Here is a 21,407-nt window from a genome sequence, read left to right on the forward strand (position 1 = left end):
TTGATCATTCTTCATTCATAACTTGACCGTTATGAACTAAATCCGAGTTTGCGCAGATTTATTTTTAATGCCTAATGGATTTATGGCTAATGATACATGGATTTATTCATCTGACAACTGTTTCTTTTTCGTCTGACAACTGTTAGACGAAAGAATAACAGTTGTCAGACGAAAGTTCAACAACTGTCAGACGAATAAATTTATGTATGATGAATGTTAAATCATTGCATAATGCAGATTAAGTTTTAGAGAAACTAAGATTAGTTCATCTCCATACCGTTTTAATCTAATTCAGCTGCTGATTCTCATTATTGATGTTCGTCACATTATGGGGCATGATAATGATAAATGTTGTAATGGTGGTATGTGATGATAGTGCAGTGGTAAAAGAATATTTTTATACTCTTTGAAACGGGCCGGAGCTATTCGATTATTTTTTATTTCTTTTTAGTGGTATTCCAGCTTCTGGACGTTCATAGTATATAGTTCAATAGATATTGAGTAAAAGATTCGGATTGGTGTTTGAAGTACCACAATATTTCTTCGGTTTGTTTATTCTCTTTTTTTATTAATAGCCGGATGAATTGCTGGAAGTCCTCTGTTTTGACTAAAGTGAAAAATATGATATTATGAAAAATATATTAGTAATACTTGCAAGCGTTGTGATTTGTTTTCTGTCAGGGTGCTCGAATACAAAAGATATGTTTTCGATAGGAACTATTGAAAAGGGATTTCGTGAGATACCAGATAGTATTAGGGTGGGATGTTATTGGTATTGGATTTCCGATAATATTTCAAAGGAAGGAGTGATTAAAGATTTGCATGCTATGAAAAAGGCAGGAATCACCCGTGCGTATATTGGGAATATTGATATAGGAGGAAATTCCTACGGAGAGGTGAAGATCTTCACGCCTGAATGGTGGGAAGCCGTACATGCAGCATTAAAAACTGCGACGGAACTTGATATTGAAATAGGAATGTTTAATAGTCCGGGATGGAGTCAATCGGGAGGACCGTGGGTGAAACCGGAGCAGAGTATGCGCTATTTGGCTTCTACAGATATGCAGGTAAAAGGTCCGCAAACTCTCTCATATACAGTACCCGGATACTCGGATTCCATGCAATTGGTTCGCGTCATTGCTTATCCAACGCAGAGCGATGTGTTTAAAAAAGAATGGAAATTACAACAGAAAGGATACGAACCCGTGGCTTTTGATATGCATATCGATGAATCTCAACCAATTCGTAGCTTCACTTTTACTACAAACAACTATGTATGGACAAAAGCAGAACTGCAAGCTAAAATAGGTAATACTTATCAAACGATTCGGAAATTTGAGATAGATCGTACCAATGGCATGCGGTCTGTTGGATTCTTTGCAAATGCTCCGGTTGTTCTATCTCTTCCTGCAACAAAATCCGGAGATTTCCGTCTGTTATTGGATAGACCAATCAATTCTTATGGAGATATAGAAGCTACAGTTGTTCTTTCCTCTGCAAGAATGATAGAACGATATCCGGAACAAACTTTAGCGAAGATGTATCAACGACCTGATCCTAAGTGGGACTCATATATGTGGGCTAATCAGGATTGGTATAATGAGGCGGAAGGATTTACTATTCCACAAGATAAGGTGATAGATTTGACTGTTTCTCTTTCGTCAGGTGGGACTTTGACTTGGAATGTGCCCGCTGGTGACTGGATTGTTTCTTGTCTGGAAATGAAAACCACAGGTGTGACGAATACACCTGCTACTCCTGAGGCTACCGGACTTGAAGTGGATAAGATGAGTAAGAAACATGTCGGTGCACACTTTGACGCCTATATGGGTGAAATTCTTCGCCGTATCCCTGAAGCCGATCGTAAGAGTCTGAAGATTGTTGTACAGGATAGTTATGAGACGGGTAGTCAGAACTGGACAGATGATATGTTGGAACGTTTTAAAAAAGTTTATGGATATGATCCTCTACCTTATTTACCAGCTCTGTATGGAAAAGTCGTAGGTAATGAAGACATGTCTTCACGTTTTCTTTGGGATTTGCGTCGTTTAATTGCTGATGGTATTTCGTATGACTATGTAGGTGGACTGAGAACTATCTGCCATCAGCATGGACTTACTACCTGGTTGGAAAACTATGGGCATTGGGGATTTCCGGGTGAGTTTTTACAATATGGCGGGCAGTCGGATGAAATCAGTGGTGAGTTCTGGAGTTTTGGTGATTTGGGACTGATTGAGAACCGTTGTGCCTCTTCCTGTGGACATATTTATGGTAAGAAGCGCATCTGGGCAGAATCATGCACAAGTGGAGGCCCTAATTTTACCCATTATCCAGGCGATATGAAAGCACGTATTGACCGCTTTTTCACAGAAGGTATCAATGCTTCCTTACTTCATTTGTATATTCATCAACCTTATGAAGATCGTAATCCCGGTGTGAGTGCTTGGTTCGGAAATGATTTTCATCGTAAGAATACTTGGTTTAGTCAGATGGATCTGTTTACAAACTATTTGAGGAGAGCGAATTTTCTTTTGCAGCAGGGTACCTATGTGGCAGATGTTGCTTATTTTATCGGGGAAGATACTCCGAAGATGACGGGTTCGATAGACCCTCAATTACCCAAAGGCTACTCTTTTGATTTTATTAATAGTGAGGTGCTTTTAACGAGGGCTACTGTAAAGGATGCTTGTTTAACTCTGCCTGATGGAATGAAATACCGTTTACTGGTATTACCTAATCAAAAAAGCATGCGTCCCGAAGTGCTGAAAAAGATCAGCGAACTGGTACGTGCAGGTTTGGCTGTTTATGGTGGTGCTCCTGAATATTCTCCAAGTTTGTCTGGTTATCCTGAAGTAGATAAGGAAGTGTTGCGTATCGGTACAGAATTGTTCGCTAACAGTCATTATGGAAAAGGTAAAGTATTCCACCGAGGTATTGCTATGCAAGAAGTACTGGATACACTAAATATACATCCTGATTTCACATGTGAAAAAGATATTCCGGTTCTGTTTATACATCGAACTTTGCCGGATGCGGAAATTTATTTTGTGTCCAATCAAGATAATGAAAAAGTCGTTTTCAACGGAGAGTTCCGCGTTTCGCAGGAATTGTTTCCGCAGCTTTGGAATCCTGTAACAGGAGAGATTCGCCATTTACCTGATTTTGAAAGTAAAGAAGGAGATATATCTTTACCAATTGAGTTAGAAGGAAATGAAAGTACTTTTATAGTTTTCTGCAAAAATGATAAAACAACAGAGAAGAAAGAAAATTTTCCGATGAAAGAAATGGTTTATACGATAGATACACCTTGGAAGATAACATTTGAAGCTGGTAAACGTGGCATGGAAACACCTGTTGTTTGGTCTCACTTAAAAGATTGGATAAATTCCGATGATGATAAAATCAAATATTTCTCTGGACAGGCTGTTTATGAAACAGAATTCATATTAGAAGAACTCCCATTGAAGAATTTGTATCTTGATTTAGGCAGTGTGATGGTGATGGCTAAAGTTACTTTAAATGGACATTATGTAGGAGGTGTATGGACGTACCCATATCGTATGAATGTGACTGACTATTTGAAGAAAGGCGAGAATAAGTTGGAAATAACAGTCGTCAATAATTGGCAAAATCGCCTTATTGGTGACCAATCTCTTCCAGAAGACCTGCGTCCGACGTGGACAACTATCAATCCATGGAAAGCTGATTCACCATTGCAGTCTTCGGGTTTACTTGGACCGGTTGAAATTCAAGCTTTTGATTATGAATTTACTAAATAAACATTTAAATGAGAGGTAGAATGTCGTAATTAAAAATGGCTATCTCGTTGTTTGTAACTTAGAATACGTCATACTGTTCATACAGATAGTCTGTAATGATTCCTATTTTTTCGCAGATCCGGATACAAAAGATAAGTATCAGACAAAGATTTAATCTGCTTCTTACACTTTTATAGATTTTGCTGTGAAGGTATTGAATCCATTGAAAAAAATACATTTTTATTTAGTGGTATAATCTGTTATAATCGTTCTTACTTTATAAAATATAAATGCAGCATGATAAAAAAAACTAATAATAATGAATTTTACTGTTAACAGAGTTTATAAACGATTTATTAACCGCTATTTCTATTGTATATGAAAAGCTTATTTTATTTATTCTTACCTATTGCAGGTGTATGGTTGGTTTCATCTTGCGCTAATTTAGAGCAAATTGAAACGACAGATCTTGACCGGGAGTCTGTCTTTGCGGATAGTGCATATACGGCAGGTTTCCTTTCTCAAATTTATGTAGATGTTGGTTATGATGTTAAGCCTAATCGATACACAACTAATGCTTTCGGGGTAACGAAAGAGCATGGAGGCTTACAAACTGCTTGTGATGAGGCTGCTTATAAAGTTGTCTCTGATGTAACCAATGATGTGATGTTTGCTACCGGAACTATTAATTCGCTAAATGTATTAGAAGATGATGTTTGGAAGAAGGCGTACACTAATATCCGAAGAGTGAATTTATTTATGAAGTACGTAGATGCTGCTCCGTTACTTGAATCTACTAAGGTCCAATATAAGGCAGAAGCCCGATTCTTGCGCGCATGGTATTATGCGATGATGTTACGTCATTATGGTGGAGTGCCTTTGCTTGGTGATACCATATATGAGGTCGCAGATGATATGAAAACAAAGCGTGACACATATGCTGATTGTGTGAAATACATTGTAGATGAATGTGAATTGGCTGCGAAAGATTTGCCTATTGTGTTCAGTGGTATGGATAATGGACGTGCTACAGCTGGAGCATGTAAAGGACTGATTTCACGTATTCGTTTGTACGAAGCCAGTAAATTATTCAATGGTAGTGATTTTGGTATAGCTACTAATTGCCCCAAAGAGTTGATTGGTTATCCTGAGTATAAAGAAGAACGCTGGAAAGCGGCTGTCGATGCAGCTCTTGATGTGATAAAATTGAACCGTTATTCCATTTATATACGCCATATAGAAAGTGGTGGATATAACCAAGGAAGTGCTGAACCTGGTTGGGGATTTTATGCCATTTTCCATAACAATGACTTTGGTAAAGTGTCGGATGGTGCTAATGGAGTGACTTATCCGAATGGAACATACTGTGAAGCATTGTTCGAATGTAGACCGGGAGAAGGAAATCAGCGTGAAGCATTATTTGGACCTCCCACTTGTGGCGGGAATGGTAATGGTGGTTATATTTATCATGACTTGGTAGAACAGTTCCCTATGAAAGATGGGAAATCAATAGGACAAAGTGATAAATATCCTTATGATCCTTTGAAACCGGCAGAAGGACGTGACCCGCGTTTTGCCAACACGGTTGTTTGGAATGGTAGTGTAATGATGAGTGGAGGTGACAAAGACCACGTCGTTTATACTCATAAAGGGGAAGGATCAACTACCGATGCTTTTGGAAGCGGTACGCCAACTGGATATTATATTCGTAAATTTAGTCATCGTCAATTAGCGGGAAATTGGTTTGTAGGTACTTCTCAAGCATTTGACTTGATTCGTTATGCTGAGATTCTACTGAATTATGCAGAAGCAGCCAATGAATATTATGGTCCAGATCATGAGGATGTTTTAGGTGAGTATACTATAAGTCCTCGTAAAGTGTTGGAAAAACTTCGTGAACGTGCAGGTATCGACCCTGGACAGGATGGCAGATATGGATTGGCAGAGGGGATAGATAGGGATTATGAGAAAATGCGAGATGCTATTCGATTAGAACGTCGCATTGAGTTGGCATTCGAGGGACATCGTTTCTTTGATGTGCGCCGTTGGATGATTGCTGAGGAAACTGAGAATAAACAGATGCATGGATTCGAAATTACAAAAAGTGTGACGGAGAAGGGTAAGATAATTCCGGTGCGTAAACATACTTTCCGTAAAGCGATGTACTTCTTTCCTATTCCTTATAAAGAAACGGTGAAGTCTGAAGATTTGATACAAAATCCTTATTACGAATAATTCTAAGAAATAGAGTATAATATGAAATTAAATATACGATTTACAATGGGGGTTTTCTTTACATTGGCGATAGCTGTCAGCTCTTGCAATACATTTAAAGATGAAATAACCCCTGAAAATTATTCAGAAGTAGCTAAAAACATAAATGCCAACTGGCAATTGTCGGCTGTTTCTCGAAATGGAGTAGACATTACGGACATGATGGATTTTACGCGTTTCCATATTGTGCTGAATGAAGATAATACATACAAAATAGAAAACTATTTACCTTTTATCGTGAAAGGTAATGGTAGCTGGAGTGTAGATGATCCAATATATCCATTCCATCTTTTTTTTAAAGAAAATGGGACAGAGAAGGAAATAAAGACACTTATTGGGTTTCGAACAGTAAATGGAAAACGTCAGATGACCATCACTTTGAGTCCGGGATGTCATACAAATAAGTATATCTATACTTTTAAGCAAGTAACAGAATAATGTTTTAAGGTAATTTTATGAAAACGAATATAAAAAAAAATAGGGTTGCTTGGGTAGGCAGTAGTATTCTGATGGCTCTTGTTGTAGTCGGATGTGTTTATCTTGATAAGGTCAATATCAACCAAGGAACGGAAGAGAATCCCATTTATTGGGCAAAAGCAGGAGAAATTGCAACTTTTACTATTGATGCGCATATCGAATCAGCAGAAAATCAAACGAGGAAGTTTCTTATGGCAATCTTAGTCCCGAAAAGTTGGAATGCACGTGAGAATACAACTGTGACCTATACGGCTACTGGTAAGGAAGATGGAATAACTTCGTTTCCCATGTCACCTGTTGACCCCCAATTAGTGCCCAAAAATGTGGATGTACCTTGGGCGGAAGTATTAAGGGCTGAATATGGTGTGGGCACCAATGTCTTGAACGATATGGAATGGGTAGCCTTTAGTACGAATAAGATTTATACGATGCTTGAACATGAGAACGCTACTATTAAAATAACTTTGAAATGTAAAACCGGACCTAAAAATCTCCGTTTTAAGCCTGCTTTCTTCATTAATTTTGCAGAAGACGATTTTCCTGCAAATGACGAACACGGTATGAAATACAAGAAGTATGTACCTAGTAACGACTGCTTCGAAGTGGTAGAAGGAGTAGGAGAAGTAACTGATTTCTGTGCTTTTCACTATAATAAAGTTGAACCGCTAGCAGTATTACAAGATGACTTTGTGACATTCACTTTCCTAGGTGATACATATGACAATGAGCTTAAGAAGGCAGATGCTATCTATCTGGAAGCTATAGCATATACAGATAATGGCAATACATATGAAGTAAAAGAAAAGAGTGCAAAGACGTTGATGCCTAAGGAAGACAGTATTCTTAGTAATATCTTTAATTTAACAATTTGGCCGGCAGAATATTTTGGAATTCAAGAGGGGGAAACGATCACCCATATTGAGTACATATTCACAAATGAGGATGGTACGCTTAGTATTACGAGTACTGATGATAAAATAGCTGCGGAAGGGGGAGAGGTAGAAGGTGAGAAAGAACCTTTTATTTGCGAACTAGCCTGTGAATAAAGCCATCATGTTCTTTTTATTAATATTAAAAGATAGATAAATTATATGTATAATATAGTAACTAAAATAAGTAGACGGTTTTATTTTGTATTGCTTGCCATGGGTATGCTTTGGGGAATGATGTCTCCGAAAGTTTTTGCGCAGGAAGTAGGTGGTGCTAATATTACTGGTAAGGTGGTTGACCAATACGGTAATCCGGTTCCGGATGTAACGATCACCATGAAAAATAGTGATTTTAAAGTTATAACAGGGATTGATGGTGTTTTTACATTTCAAATGAAAAAAGGAGATGTATTGCGTTTGTCACATCCGGAGTTCATTCACAAAGAAGTTAAGGTTAATAAGTTGAGGAATACAGAGCGCGTATTCAAGGTGACATTAAATGAACAATTTATTAAAAATAGGAAAACCGTTAGTGGCCCTTATGAGCCTAAAAATAAGAAAAACTATTTAGGATCTGCTGCTACTGTGTATACGGATGACTTGTCGTCTATGATGGGGACAACCATCTTACCAGCCTTGCAAGGTCGTATGGCAGGTTTGAATGTAAGTCAATATGCAGGAGCTCGTGCGCATCAGATTGCCTCTAATTCAAGAAATGATTTGGTTGGTAGCGTTCCTTTATTTGGGGAGGGATTTTATAGTGATAACACTGAATTTGGTGTCGGTTCACGTGGTAATGCTCCAATAGTAGTTGTTGATGGTATCCAGAGAGAACTATATTCACTCGACCCGGAAGCTATCGAGTCGGTATCTATACAGAAAGATGCGTTGTCATCAATGTTTTTGGGCATGCGTAGTTCGCGTGGTGCTTTACTGATTACAACTAAAGAACCTATTAATGAAGGAATCCATTTATCTTTTACGGGACGTTTTGGTGTGCAGAGTGCATTGAAAACTCCTAAACCTCTATCAGCATATCAATATGCATACTTGTTGAATGAAGCACTGCAAAATGACGGAAAAGATCCGCTTTATTCATACGATGACTTTAATAAGTTCCGTACACATTCTAGTCCATACACACATCCTGATATAAATTGGTTCGATGAAATATTGAACAAAAATGCTACTACACAGGCATATAACCTAAATGTAACAGGAGGTAATAAGGTCACACAATATTTTGTCAGTATAGGCTATCAGGGTGAAAAAGGGTTGTTTGCAAATCCCACAGATAATGATGCGCATGATACGAATTTATCATATTCACGTTATATGATTTCTTCGAAGGTGAACATCAATATTACTGATGACTTTACAGCAAAAGTAACTTTGCTTGGTCGCGTGGAAGATGGTAATCAACCTGGTGTTTCTTATGGGAGCTTATTAAATTCTATTTATAATACTCCTAATAATGCTTATCCTATTAAAAATCCAAATGGAACATGGGGTGGTAATAAAACATTTGACAATAACTTGGTGTCACAATCGATTAATTCAGGTTATATCAAGGATAGCGCGAGAGATATGGTAGGAGGCGTTAACTTGAAATATGATTTTGGTAAATTAGTGGAGGGTCTGTCGGTTCGTATGGTGGGTAATGTTTCTATTCAGAACCGTTCGTATGTTCAAAGAAGTAAACGTGCTCCGGTATATGCTTATGGATTTGATAAAGAAGGGAAAGAATTCTACACTTTGCATGGAGCCACAAATACTCAATCTAATTTCTTTAATTCTGTGACTAGTTACCAGCAAATGTATGGTCAGATTGCTGTCGACTACAATCGGCGTTTTGGAAAACATGGAGTAAAAGCTACTTTAATGAGCGACACTCGTCAAACATTGGTCAATTATGATTTACCACAGTTGCCTTCCAATATTATAGGTGACGTAGCTTATGATTATGCGGAGAAATATTTTGTACAGGCTGCTTTGAGTGAAAGTTATTTCAATCGTTATGCCCCGGGTAATCGTTGGGGAACCTTCTACGCGTTTGGTCTTGGCTGGGATATAAGCAAAGAAAATTTTATGGAAGATGCTAATTGGTTGGATCAGTTAAAGATACGTGGAACATTTGGTAAGACAGGTAATGGTATGGATAACTCTGGTTATTATGGATATCGACAAACTTTTTCTAGCAACGTGGCAGCTGGTTACCCAATGGGAACAAACTTGGGTATGGGAAATCTTACAACGGAAAATACTCCGTTAGCAAATCCTTACTTGACATGGGAAAAAGCATATAAGTTGAATGTGGGAGTTGATTTATCATTATTTGGTAACCGCTTGAAACTGACTGCAGATTATTACAATGATAAATATTTTGATTTGCTTCAAAGCAGAGGCAAAAGTATCCAGTTAATTGGACAGTATTATCCGACAGAAAATATAGGTAAAGTACGTCGTTTTGGTGGAGAACTCTCTGTGACTTATCAAGACCGTGTAAGCAATTTCAATTATTATATTTCTGCTAACTGGAGTTGTGATCAAAGTAAATTGCTCTATATGGACGAACAGTATGTTCCGGAAGAGTATCTACGTCAGACGGGTCGTCCTGTAGGAGTCATGTACGGATTGGTAGCCGATGGATTCTTTACTTCCAAAGAAGAAATAGAAAATAGTCCGGTAATCGAAGGATTTGAAAATATTCAGCCAGGTGATATCAAATACAAAGACTTGAACGGTGATAAAGTGATTAATGAGTTTGACCGTACTGTGATTGGTGGTGATAAACCGTATTCTTACTTTGGAATTGATTTGGGTTTTGAGTGGAAAGGATTGGAATTCTCAATGCTTTGGCAAGGAGCTTATAACCGTGATTACTATTTAGGCGATGTCACTTTAACCGAAGGTTTCCAACAAAATGGTCAATTTTATGGTCAGGCTTATGAAAACATGTTGGGACGATGGACTCCGGAAACAGCTGAAACTGCTACGTTCCCAAGACTGACGGCTGGTGGAAATAATTATAACCGTGGTAATGGCTGGAATTCCTCTTTCTGGTTACGTTCCGGAAACTATATCCGTCTAAAAAATATAAGTTTGGGATATAACCTGCCCGATTCATTTTGTCGTAACAATTTAGGTGGTTTGCGTGTAAAACTGTTTGTCAATGGACAAAACTTGTTTACGAAGTCTGCGTGCGATTTAGTTGACCCGGAAGTTAGCTTCACAAGCTATCCGTTACAACGTTGCATTAGTACAGGTATTAATATCAGATTTTAATGAATTATTGTATGGTACGAAATAAATATTTAACATTTTTAGGTGCAGGTTTGTTGTTCATGGCTTCGGCTTGTAACGATGGATATGAGAAAGAACCGGTAGAACAATTCACACTTGATTATTTGTTTTCCAGAGTCGATTCGGCTGGTGTACAATCCAGACGATTTCTGAACAATATCTATTATGAACATTTATATAGTGGATATAATCGGGTGGGTGGTGATTTTTTGGATGCTGCTTCGGATGATGCTGTCTCCATCAACAATAATGACCCAGCTGTCTATAAATTGCTAATAGGACGCTATTCGGCATTGACTCGTGTAACAGATATGGAATGGGGGGAATATTATCAAGGAATCCGTAAAGCGAATATCTTGATTAATAATATTGACGTGGTGCCTTTCAACCTGAAATATACGAATGCGTTGGGAGAGGTAAAACCATTGAATTATACAATGAAAGCGGAAGCCCGTTTTTTGAGAGCCCACTTTTACTTTGAATTAGTGAAACGTTATGGGGGTGTAACTTTGGTGGGTGATCAAGTATACGATTTGAATGATGATATAGAGCTTCCCCGGAATACATTTGCTCAATGCGTTGATTATATTGTTCGTGAACTGGATGAAATTAAAAATGATCTTCGTTCATTACCGATATCGGATGGTGGCGACTATGCGCATGTACCAACAAAAGAAGCTTGTATGGCAATGAAAGCCAGAGTATTGTTATATGCAGCTAGTCCGTTGTTTAATGAGAGACCTATAGAACCTGGAAATGAATTGATAGGATATGCTTCTTATGATCCGGAGCGATGGAATCTGGCGGCTCAAGCAGCCAAGGAGGTGATTGATGAGTTTGGCCCTAATGGTAAAAAGACGTTGGATTTGACAGCTGATTACCGGAATATATCTACCGAATTTTATAGCTCAACAAGTAATCCTGAATTGATTTTCTTTCGTCCTATAGGTAAAGGAAAAGGTATTGAAACAGCTAATGGTCCATTGGGATTTTCCGGAAATGCGCAGGGATATGGGAACACTAATCCAACACAAAATTTAGTGGAATCATTTTTAATGAAAGATGGCAAGTCCACAGATAAAAGTAAATATACATATAATTCGAACGATCCGTATAGAGATCGTGATCCCCGTTTAGAGTTAACAGTATTGCATCATGGTTCTTCTTGGTTGAATACGCAGCTTCAAACAAATTTCGGTGGAGCGAACAATCCTTCAGGAGCCGAATATAGCCGAACTAGTTATTATATATCTAAGTTCATGAAAGATTATAAAACGAAAAGCGAGTATGATAGTGAAGCACTACACTTGTGGGTAATGTATCGTTATGGAGAGGTATTGCTAAATTATGCTGAAGCGTTGAATGAATATCAGTCGGCACCTTCACAAGATGTATATGATGCTATTATTGCATTGAGGAAACGTGCGGGTATCGATGGAGATGATAATTATGGCTTAGGAGCATTAGGGTCGATAAATAAGACTGATATGCGTAAAATTATTCAGAACGAGCGACGTGTTGAGATGGCTTTTGAAGAACAACGCTATTGGGATATCCGCCGTTGGAGAATAGCTGAAGAAGTTTTCGCGAAACCTCTGGAAGGTTTAAATATTCAAATTTCCGGTGCTATAACGACTTATAATAAGATAAATGTACTGTCTACTACGTTTAATGTGAAACGTTACTTCTATCCTATTCCGTACTCGGAAGTGATAAAGAATAAAAATATGGTTCAAAACCCGAATTGGTAATATGTTATGAAAAGAATACTTTTAATATTATTAAGTATAAATCTGTTTGCGTTTGCCTTTGGACAATCGATAACAGTAAGAGGAAAGGTTTCTTCCACTGATGGTGAACTGCTTCCGGGAGTAAATGTAAAAGTGAAGGATGCGACAATTGGTACAATTACGGATTTTGATGGTAATTATCAGTTGAAGGTGAACAAGGGAGAAGTGCTAGAGTTTACTTATATTGGCTTTAAGAAACTTACGGTGAAAATAGGAAATCAACGTGATTGGAATGTGGAGCTAACGCCAGACTTGACAAATCTTGATGAGGTGGTAGTAGTGGCTTATGGTAAAGCAAAGCGTCTTACGATGACTGGTGCTGTAAGTGGTATACAAGCACGTGAAATACGTAATGTACCGACCAGTAGCTTACAAAATGCATTAACAGGAAAGCTACCTGGATTTTTTAGCCAACAACAATCTGGACAGCCAGGTAAGGATGCTTCTGATTTCTTTATTCGTGGTGTGAGTTCATTGAATGCGGATGGCAATAAGCCGTTGATTATAGTGGACGATGTCCAGTATACGTACGATCAGTTGTCACAAATCAATGTGAACGAAATAGAAAGCATATCTATCTTGAAGGATGCTTCTACAACAGCTATCTATGGTATTAAGGGTGCTAATGGTGTATTGGTGGTGAAGACCCGAAGAGGAGAGCAAGGGAAACCTCAAATCAATGTACGTTTGGAAGGTGGTATGCAGATTCCAGTGCGTACTCCAAAATTTTTGGACTCATACAATACAGCTATTTTGGTGAATGAAGCTTATGAGAATGATGGTATGCCTAGGCCATTCTCAAAGGCAGATGTTATGGCTTTTAGGGATCATACTGATCCTTACGGACATCCGGATGTAAATTGGTATGATGAAATTTTTAAGAAAAGTGCTTTTCAGGAGAATGTGAATGTGGATATTTCCGGTGGTTCTAAGAGGTTGAAATATTTTGTTTCTGCGGGTTACTTTACACAGGATGGTATGGTGAAAGATTTTGGTACAAAGGAGAGTGGAGTGAATTCCAATTATTTCTACCGTCGTTTCAATTATCGTACTAACATTGACTTTGCTGTGACAGATAACCTGAGTATGCGTTTGGATATATCATCACGCTTTATGAATGTCAACGAACCTTGTAATATGAATGCAACAGGTGAAATTTACGATTTCTCAAAAATGCATCCTTATTCAGCTCCAGTATTGAATCCGGATGGCTCTTATGCTTATCTAAATGATACGGAAGGATATAAACCCACCTTGAATGCCCGTTTAGCAAATGAGGGATATAAGCGTACCCGTCGTAATGATAATAATATTCTGTATGGAGCTACTTGGAAAATGGATTTTTTGACACAGGGACTTTCTGCCAATTATCGCTTGGCATATTCGAGTGTAGATGAAAATCATCGTCAGGCAAACCGATCTCAATATCCTACCTATCATTACGATTCGTCGACTAATGGATATGTAATTAATCCGAATAAGGTGTATGATTATGGAACGTTTTCGGTGACCAGTGGTACGGAAAAGGCTACAAAAGACTTGAATATTCAAGCTTCGGTGAACTATGCTCGCGTATTTAACGGAGGAGATCATGATGTCAGCGCTATGTTTCTGTATAATCTTCAGACTACTACAGTAGATAGAGATGGTCTTGTATCAGCGGCTGTTCCTAGCAATTTTGAAGGATATACCTTGACAATGGGGTATAAGTATAAAAGTAAATATTTGATTGATCTCAATATGGCCTATAACGGAACTGACCGTTTTGGAAGAAAAAACCGTTTTGGATTCTTTCCTGCCGTAGGTATCGGTTATGCTATTTCGGAAGAAGATTTCTTTAAGAATGTAGATTGGCTGGCAAATAAAGTGCAACTTTTGAAAGTGAGAGCTTCTTATGGCTTGGTTGGTTCGGATGTAGCAGCGGGTAATCGTTATTTGTACGATCAAGTATATCAGAAAGGTGATGGCTACTCCTTTGGTGATTATCCAAAATTTACTGACTCTTATAAAGAGGGTGATTTGGGAACTCCTAATGCTACTTGGGAAAAGGCAAAGAAGTTTGATGTTGGTTTGGATATGAATTTTTTAAATAAGTTTTCGTTTACTATCGACTACTTCTTAGATAAGCGTTATGACCAATTGGTGACGAGAAATGACGTCCCTTTGGTTCTTGGTATCGGCTTCTCTCCAAACAATATAGCAAGGACTACTAATCAAGGTTTCGACGGTCAGATTAGCTATCAAGATCGTTTTGGTGATTTTGATTTCAATACTAACCTGGTATTTTCTTATGCAAAGAATAAGGTAGATTATAAAGCTGAAGCTCAACAAAAATATCCATGGTTGGCAGAGACCGGAAAGCCATTAAATCAACCCTTTGGTTATAAATGGATCGGGTATTATACTCCGGAAGATGTTGCAAAGATACAATCCGGTGCTTCAGATGCTCCGGCAACTCCTTACACGGATATTCCTGTACAAGCTGGTGATTTGAAATATGCCGATTTAAATAATGATGGAACGATTGATGATTATGATAAAGGTGCTATTGGTAAACCCAATTTGCCTTCTACTACTTTAGGATGGTCATTTGGTGGATATTGGCGTGGATTTAGCTTCAATGTATTGTTTCAGGGGTCATTTGATTATAGTTTTGCTATTAACGGTACAGGTATTGAGTCATTCAAGAGTCAGTTCCAGCCTATCCATACTAGTCGTTGGACATTGGAACGTTATCAGAATGGTGAAGAAATTGGTTTCCCGCGTTTGACAACCAATCCTTCTACAATTAATAGTGCCAGTACCTATATGTCTGATTTTTGGTTGATTAATGCTTGGTATATTCGTTTGAAAACAATCGATTTGGGATATCAACTTCCAAAGAAGATATTGCCGAAAGCTATAGATAATATTCGTTTCTATGTGAATGCTTACAATTTATTGACATTTACAGGTTATGATAAATATCAGCAAGACCCAGAAATTAAGACAAATACAGCAGGTGATGCATACATGAACCAACGTGTTGTGAATTTAGGTGTGCAATTGACGTTCTAATTAACTGATAAAAGATATAGTTATGAATAAACATAAAGTTGGAAAAATCTTATTGCTCTCTTTGTTATGTGGAGCATTTGAGGCTTGCGACAAATTTGAAGCCTTTCCTTTGGAATATAAGAACAGCCCGCAGGATGATGCGGTGGAGAATGTATTGAATAATATAGATCCAACCTGGGAATTGGAATTATTAGAGCGGAACGACTATGTGGTATCTTTTAAAGATAAAAAATACGATAAGTTGTTTACTCGTACTTTAGGATGGAATGGAGGTGATGGAGTGTTAACGACGCAGTTGCCTGATGGAAACACATTTTGGTCATTTAATGATAGCTTCTATGGAGTTGTAGATGGAGAAACTCGGTCACGTGATGGAAATAAAGTAAATTTCCCTCGTAACACTATTATGGTGCAGACACCTGGTGATAAAGAAGAAAATCTTATTTGGTTAGCCGATTTTGTTCAAACAACCGATCCTAATGCTCCGCGCTATTATCAGGCACGTACTCATATTCGTCATCCTAAAGCTAGCAGATCTGAAGCACAGATACAGGAAGGGGAGATCGATCAAGATTGGTTATATTGGGCTGGTGATGCTACTGTGTATAATAATCAATTACAAGTTCTTTGGAATGGAGTGGATAATACAGATAATGAACATCTGATGAGACATGAAGGTATTTGTTTGGCTACTTATAGCTTGGAAGGAAAACCGGGTGATGAAAGCTATTTGAAACTCATTAGTGCAAATCATCATTTTAATGATGCTGATGTCTATGGATACGGTTCTACTTTGTATGAAGATGAAGACGGGCATATTTATTTGTATGGTTCATATAATAATTATGATATAATAGTTGCGCGTACGGCTACACATAGTTTAGATAGTCCATGGGAATATTATGTATGCAATGAGGATGGAGAATATTCTTGGCAAAACACTTATCCAACTCAAGAACAGGTTGCTCTTTCCAAAATTCAAGAAACGGATTGCAGTATGCCTTGGGTTTTTAAAAAAGGAGATAGTTACTACATGGTGGCACAAGCTAAATGGTTTGGGCATGAAATGTATATTTTCCGAAGTGATAAACCTTATGGACCTTTTACAGATCGCAAAACATTGTTTGGATTCCCCAATACTTTAGATAAACTAGGGGTACAGACTTATGGCAATTTGTATATGGTAAATTTGCATCCTCATTTATCACGGGCAGGTGAATTAGTGTTTTCTACAAATACAGATCCGGCTGATGGTTTTGGTGGTAACTTTAATGCAGTGGGTAGTGCAGATCTTTATCGTCCTTACTTTTATCGTGTATATAATTGGGAGAAACTTTATGAAGAGTAAGGCTAAACTGTAGTAAATAATCGAAAGAACCATTTCTAGTGAAAAGAGGAATGGTTCTTTTTTATTCTTTTAAAGGTTACATATTAGTGGTAAATGCCATTTTGTTCGTTCATAAATTATAATTTTATACTAATTAATAAAATGAAAAACAGATATGAATAAGACTTTAATCTGTATTTTGTGGTGTTTAATGTGTGGAGGTAATGTCTTTGCACAGATCAAACTATCTCCGGTATTTTCTGATAACATGGTGTTGCAGCAACAAACACAAGCTCCTGTATGGGGTAAGTCTAAACCCAATAAGAAAGTAGAAATTACTACCTCATGGGATCAGAAGAAATATACTATTCAGGCTGATGCACAAGGGAATTGGAAGACTAAAGTAGATACTCCGGTCGCCGGAGGGCCATATACGATAACTATTTCTGACGGGAAACCTGTAAAGTTGAACAATGTGATGATTGGTGAAGTATGGGTATGTTCCGGCCAATCCAATATGGAAATGCAGGTAGAAGGTTGGGGTAAAGTGATGAACTATCAACAAGAGAAAGAGGAGGCGAATAACTATCCGAATATTCGTTTCTTGTTGGTAGAGAAAGCAACAAGTCCTTTACCCATAAATGATATGAAAGCAGCAGGTAATGGTTGGCAGGTTTGCTCTTCAAAAAGTGTGGCAGACTTTTCGGCAGCCGGTTATTTTTTCGGGCGCGATTTGCATAAGTATCAAAATGTGCCAATCGGACTGATAGATACTTCCTGGGGAGGTACTTATATTGAAACATGGACGAGTAAAGAGGCTTTGGCAACCGTGCCGGATATGCAGAAGAAACTAGAGGTACTGAAAGGACTTCCGATTTCATCCGAAGATCGTGAAAAGAAATTCCATTCAGATGTGGAAGACTGGAAGAAAGAGATTGAAAAGATTGACAAAGGATTTGTGGATGGCAGAGCTGTATGGACAGTCACAGACTTTGAAGACAGTGCATGGAAAACGATGAAAGTGCCGGGGCTGATGCAGGAGCAAGGCTTGAAAGGCTTTAATGGTATTGTTTGGTTTAGAAAAACAATAGATATTCCGGCAAAATGGGAAGGCAAAGAACTGACGTTGAATGTCGGAGTAATTGATGATAATGATTTCACCTATTTCAATGGCGTACAAGTGGGACACACTGAGGGGTGGATGGCTCCCAGAAGCTACAAAGTACCCAAAGAACTGGTAAAAGGTGGTAAGGCGGTGATTGCTGTGCGTGTGATGGACACTGGAGGTACAGGAGGTATAAATGGAAGTCCTGAAAGTGTTTCACTCCATCGCTCTCAATCAGACGCTATACCATTGGCCGGTGATTGGAAATATCAGGTTTCTTTGAATATAAAAGATATTCCACAAATGCCTGTAAATACAGCTAATGAACCTAATATTCCCGGCTTCTTATTTAATGCGATGCTGAATCCGTTGATTCCCTATAGCATAAAGGGAGCCATTTGGTATCAGGGTGAGGCTAATACCGGACAAGCATATCTGTATCGTGAGTTGATGCCATTGATGATTACCGACTGGCGGAATCGTTGGGGAACTGATTTTCCATTTTATATGGTACAACTTGCCAGTTTCACAGCTCAACAAACCGCTCCGGTGGATGCAACCTGGGCTGAATTGAGAGAGGCTCAAACGCGAACATTGCATCTTGAAAATACAGGAATGGCTGTGACCATTGATATAGGTGATGCTTTTGATATTCATCCGAAAAATAAACAGGAAGTCGGCAGGCGTTTGGCATTGGCTGCGCGGGCACAGACTTATGGTGAGAAAATACCATATTCCGGTCCAATGTATGATACGTATCAGATGGAAGGTAATAAGATCCGTATTTATTTCAAACATACGGACGGTGGGTTGAAGACTGCAAATAACGAAATAATAAAAGGATTTACCATTGCCGGTGTCGATCATAAATTCCATTGGGCTGATGCTGTGATTGAGGGTAACACAATCGTAGTATCTTCGCCGGCAGTCGCTTTCCCGGTAGCAGTTAGATATGCATGGGCTGATAATCCGATCTGTAATTTGTATAATGGAGCCAATCTTCCGGCATCTCCATTCCGTACGGATGATTGGCCGGGAATCACTGCTGGCAATAAATGATTCATTCAATCTATCAGTAAAAATAGTACGTTACACATTAAAGAATAACCATGAGAAAACTAATTTATCTAGTAATCTTTCTTTTTATTTCCACAGGAATATACGCTCAAACGAAAGACTTGGTGCAATACGTCAATACGTTACAGGGCACTGATTCCCATTTTGGATTAAGTTATGGAAATACATATCCTACTACCGGTATGCCTTATGCCATGCACACATGGTCTGCACAAACCGGAAAGAATGGAGAGGGCTGGAAGTATCAGTATGCGGTAGATGCCATCAGAGGATTCTGCCAGTCACATCAATGCAGCCCGTGGATGAGTGATTATGCCGTATATTCCTTTATGCCGATGGTGGGAGAACTAGTCGTTAATCAGGATAAACGGGCGACGAAATTTAGTCATGACAATGAAATAGCCAAGCCGCATTATTATAAAGTAACATTGAATAATGGCATTACCACCGAAATGGCACCGACTACCCGCGGCGTGCATTTGCGTTTTTCCTATCCCTCTACTGGAGACGCCTATCTGGTGATAGACGGATATACGGATATGAGTGAAATCAAAATAGATCCCGCCAAGAGACAAATATCCGGTTGGGTGAATAACCAGCGTTTTGTAAATAATTCCAAGACATTCCGCAGTTATTTCGTTGTGCAATTCGATAAAGCATTTGAAGATTACGGCGTATGGGAAAATCAGAAAGATGAAATCTTCTCTAAAAAACAGGAGGGAGCAGGCAAAGGTTATGGTGCTTATATCAAGTTTAAAAAAGGCTCGAAAGTACAGGCTAAGGCAGCCTCTTCCTATATCAGTGCAGAACAGGCTGTGATTACTTTGAACGATGAACTGGGTAAAGACTCCAACCTGGAAACTACTAAAGCCCGTGGACAAAAAACATGGAATGAACTGCTGAACAGAATTCAGGTAGAGGGTGGAACAGAAGAACAAATGAAGACTTTTTATTCATGTCTGTTCCGTGCTAATCTTTTCTCACGTAAATTCTACGAACGTAAAGCGAACGGAGAACCTTATTATTACAGCCCTTACGATGGCAAAGTATATGACGGATATATGTATACCGATAATGGATTCTGGGATACTTTCCGTTCACAGTTCCCACTGACCAATATTCTTCATCCTACTATGCAAGGACGCTACATGAATGCTTTGCTTGCCGCACAGGAACAATGCGGGTGGCTACCATCCTGGTCGGCTCCCGGAGAAACGGGAGGAATGTTGGGTAATCACTCCATCTCATTATTGGCAGACGCATGGGCAAAAGGCATCCGTACCTTCGACCCGGAAAAAGCATTGAAAGCATACGCACACGAAGCGATGAACAAAGGTCCCTGGGGAGGAGCCAACGGACGCGGCTTCTGGAAAGAATATTTTGAACTGGGATATGTCCCTTATCCGGAATCAATGGGATCGAGTGCCCAGACCATGGAATATGCTTATGATGATTTCTGTGGCTACCAGCTGGCAAAAATGGTCGGAAACAAACACTATCAGGAAGTTTTTGCCCGTCAGATGTACAACTATAAGAATGTATTCGATCCGTCCATCGGCTTTATGCGTGGAAAAGGCGTCGATGGCAAATGGCAGGAACCGTTTGACCCGCTGGAATGGGGCGGACCTTTCTGTGAGGGCAATGCTTGGCATTATACCTGGTCGGTATTCCATGATACCGAAGGATTAATCAACTTGTTCGGAAGCGATGAGAAGTTTACTACCAAAATAGATTCAGTGTTTACCCTGCCCAGCACTATCAAGCCGGGAACATACGGAGGAGTGATCCATGAAATGAAAGAAATGGAAATCGCAGGGATGGGACAGTATGCGCATGGCAATCAGCCGATTCAGCACATGCCTTACCTGTATAGCTATGCCGGACAGCCATGGAAAACACAGTATTGGGTACGTCAGATTGTTGAAAGACTCTATAATTCAACAGAAAGAGGATATCCGGGTGACGAAGACCAAGGCGGTATGTCATCCTGGTATATATTAAGCTCATTAGGCATTTATGCCGTTTGTCCGGGTACGGATGAATATGTGATTGGCAGTCCATTATTTAAAAAGGCTACCATAACGCTGGAAAACGGAAATAAGTTTGTGATCGAAGCAAATAACAACAATAAAGAGAATGTCTATATCCAGTCTGCTACTTTGAATGGACGTGTATTGGATAAGAATTTTATTAAATATGACGATATAGCAGACGGTGGTACGCTCCGTTTTGAAATGGGAGGGCAACCGAATAAAGAGAGATGTACGTCAAAATATGCCGCTCCTTTCTCTCTGTCGAAAGAATAAGAAA

At 38.8% G+C, this 21,407-nt stretch carries 10 protein-coding genes; all 10 read left to right on the top strand.

Annotation, left to right across the window (positions count from 1 at the left end; translation table 11 throughout):
- The first annotated feature begins 629 nt into the window (after nucleotides 1–629).
- The 10 genes from AB3G73_RS22085 to AB3G73_RS22130 all read left to right on the top strand — a co-directional run bounded on the left by AB3G73_RS22085 (nucleotide 630) and on the right by AB3G73_RS22130 (nucleotide 21,403).
- On the top strand, nucleotides 630–3,779 hold the full coding sequence (locus AB3G73_RS22085; protein ID WP_367745608.1) for a glycosyl hydrolase: 3,150 nt from the start codon (nucleotides 630–632) through the stop codon (nucleotides 3,777–3,779).
- Between the two features lie 357 nt (nucleotides 3,780–4,136).
- Nucleotides 4,137–5,993 carry a RagB/SusD family nutrient uptake outer membrane protein gene (locus AB3G73_RS22090; RefSeq protein WP_367745609.1) on the top strand — a complete coding sequence of 619 codons (1,857 nt, stop codon included), beginning with the start codon at nucleotides 4,137–4,139 and terminating at the stop codon, nucleotides 5,991–5,993.
- Between the two features lie 21 nt (nucleotides 5,994–6,014).
- Nucleotides 6,015–6,470, top strand: coding sequence for a DUF5004 domain-containing protein (locus AB3G73_RS22095; protein WP_234132312.1), 456 nt, complete (start codon nucleotides 6,015–6,017; stop codon nucleotides 6,468–6,470).
- A gap of 17 nt (nucleotides 6,471–6,487) precedes the next feature.
- Nucleotides 6,488–7,555 carry a DUF4961 domain-containing protein gene (locus AB3G73_RS22100; RefSeq protein ID WP_234132311.1) on the top strand — a complete coding sequence of 356 codons (1,068 nt, stop codon included), beginning with the start codon at nucleotides 6,488–6,490 and terminating at the stop codon, nucleotides 7,553–7,555.
- Between the two features lie 45 nt (nucleotides 7,556–7,600).
- On the top strand, nucleotides 7,601–10,723 hold the full coding sequence (locus AB3G73_RS22105) for a SusC/RagA family TonB-linked outer membrane protein (RefSeq protein ID WP_234132310.1): 3,123 nt from the start codon (nucleotides 7,601–7,603) through the stop codon (nucleotides 10,721–10,723).
- Between the two features lie 11 nt (nucleotides 10,724–10,734).
- Nucleotides 10,735–12,492, top strand: a complete 1,758-nt coding sequence (locus AB3G73_RS22110; RefSeq protein WP_234132309.1) for a RagB/SusD family nutrient uptake outer membrane protein — start codon at nucleotides 10,735–10,737, stop codon at nucleotides 12,490–12,492.
- A gap of 6 nt (nucleotides 12,493–12,498) precedes the next feature.
- A complete protein-coding gene (locus tag AB3G73_RS22115; protein ID WP_234132308.1) occupies nucleotides 12,499–15,588 on the top strand; it encodes a TonB-dependent receptor in 3,090 nt (1,029 codons plus the stop codon).
- A gap of 22 nt (nucleotides 15,589–15,610) precedes the next feature.
- Nucleotides 15,611–16,936, top strand: a complete 1,326-nt coding sequence (locus AB3G73_RS22120) for a DUF5005 domain-containing protein (protein ID WP_234132307.1) — start codon at nucleotides 15,611–15,613, stop codon at nucleotides 16,934–16,936.
- A gap of 154 nt (nucleotides 16,937–17,090) precedes the next feature.
- The gene (locus AB3G73_RS22125; RefSeq protein ID WP_367745612.1) at nucleotides 17,091–19,079 is read left to right on the top strand and encodes a sialate O-acetylesterase; all 1,989 of its coding nucleotides are present in this window, start codon (nucleotides 17,091–17,093) and stop codon (nucleotides 19,077–19,079) included.
- A gap of 50 nt (nucleotides 19,080–19,129) precedes the next feature.
- Nucleotides 19,130–21,403, top strand: a complete 2,274-nt coding sequence (locus tag AB3G73_RS22130) for a GH92 family glycosyl hydrolase (RefSeq protein WP_234132305.1) — start codon at nucleotides 19,130–19,132, stop codon at nucleotides 21,401–21,403.
- The last annotated feature ends 4 nt before the right edge of the window (nucleotides 21,404–21,407 follow it).

It is taken from the genome of Bacteroides sp. L008 (genome assembly GCF_040812255.1).
Lineage (GTDB): Bacteria > Bacteroidota > Bacteroidia > Bacteroidales > Bacteroidaceae > Bacteroides > Bacteroides vicugnae.

Coding starts and splice junctions, on each gene's coding strand:
- AB3G73_RS22130 (WP_234132305.1), top strand. CDS start 19,130: ATGAGAAAACTAATTTATCTAGTAATCTTTCTTTTTATTTCCACAGGA.
- AB3G73_RS22125 (WP_367745612.1), top strand. CDS start 17,091: ATGAATAAGACTTTAATCTGTATTTTGTGGTGTTTAATGTGTGGAGGT.
- AB3G73_RS22090 (WP_367745609.1), top strand. CDS start 4,137: ATGAAAAGCTTATTTTATTTATTCTTACCTATTGCAGGTGTATGGTTG.
- AB3G73_RS22085 (WP_367745608.1), top strand. CDS start 630: ATGAAAAATATATTAGTAATACTTGCAAGCGTTGTGATTTGTTTTCTG.
- AB3G73_RS22095 (WP_234132312.1), top strand. CDS start 6,015: ATGAAATTAAATATACGATTTACAATGGGGGTTTTCTTTACATTGGCG.
- AB3G73_RS22100 (WP_234132311.1), top strand. CDS start 6,488: ATGAAAACGAATATAAAAAAAAATAGGGTTGCTTGGGTAGGCAGTAGT.
- AB3G73_RS22110 (WP_234132309.1), top strand. CDS start 10,735: ATGGTACGAAATAAATATTTAACATTTTTAGGTGCAGGTTTGTTGTTC.
- AB3G73_RS22120 (WP_234132307.1), top strand. CDS start 15,611: ATGAATAAACATAAAGTTGGAAAAATCTTATTGCTCTCTTTGTTATGT.
- AB3G73_RS22105 (WP_234132310.1), top strand. CDS start 7,601: ATGTATAATATAGTAACTAAAATAAGTAGACGGTTTTATTTTGTATTG.
- AB3G73_RS22115 (WP_234132308.1), top strand. CDS start 12,499: ATGAAAAGAATACTTTTAATATTATTAAGTATAAATCTGTTTGCGTTT.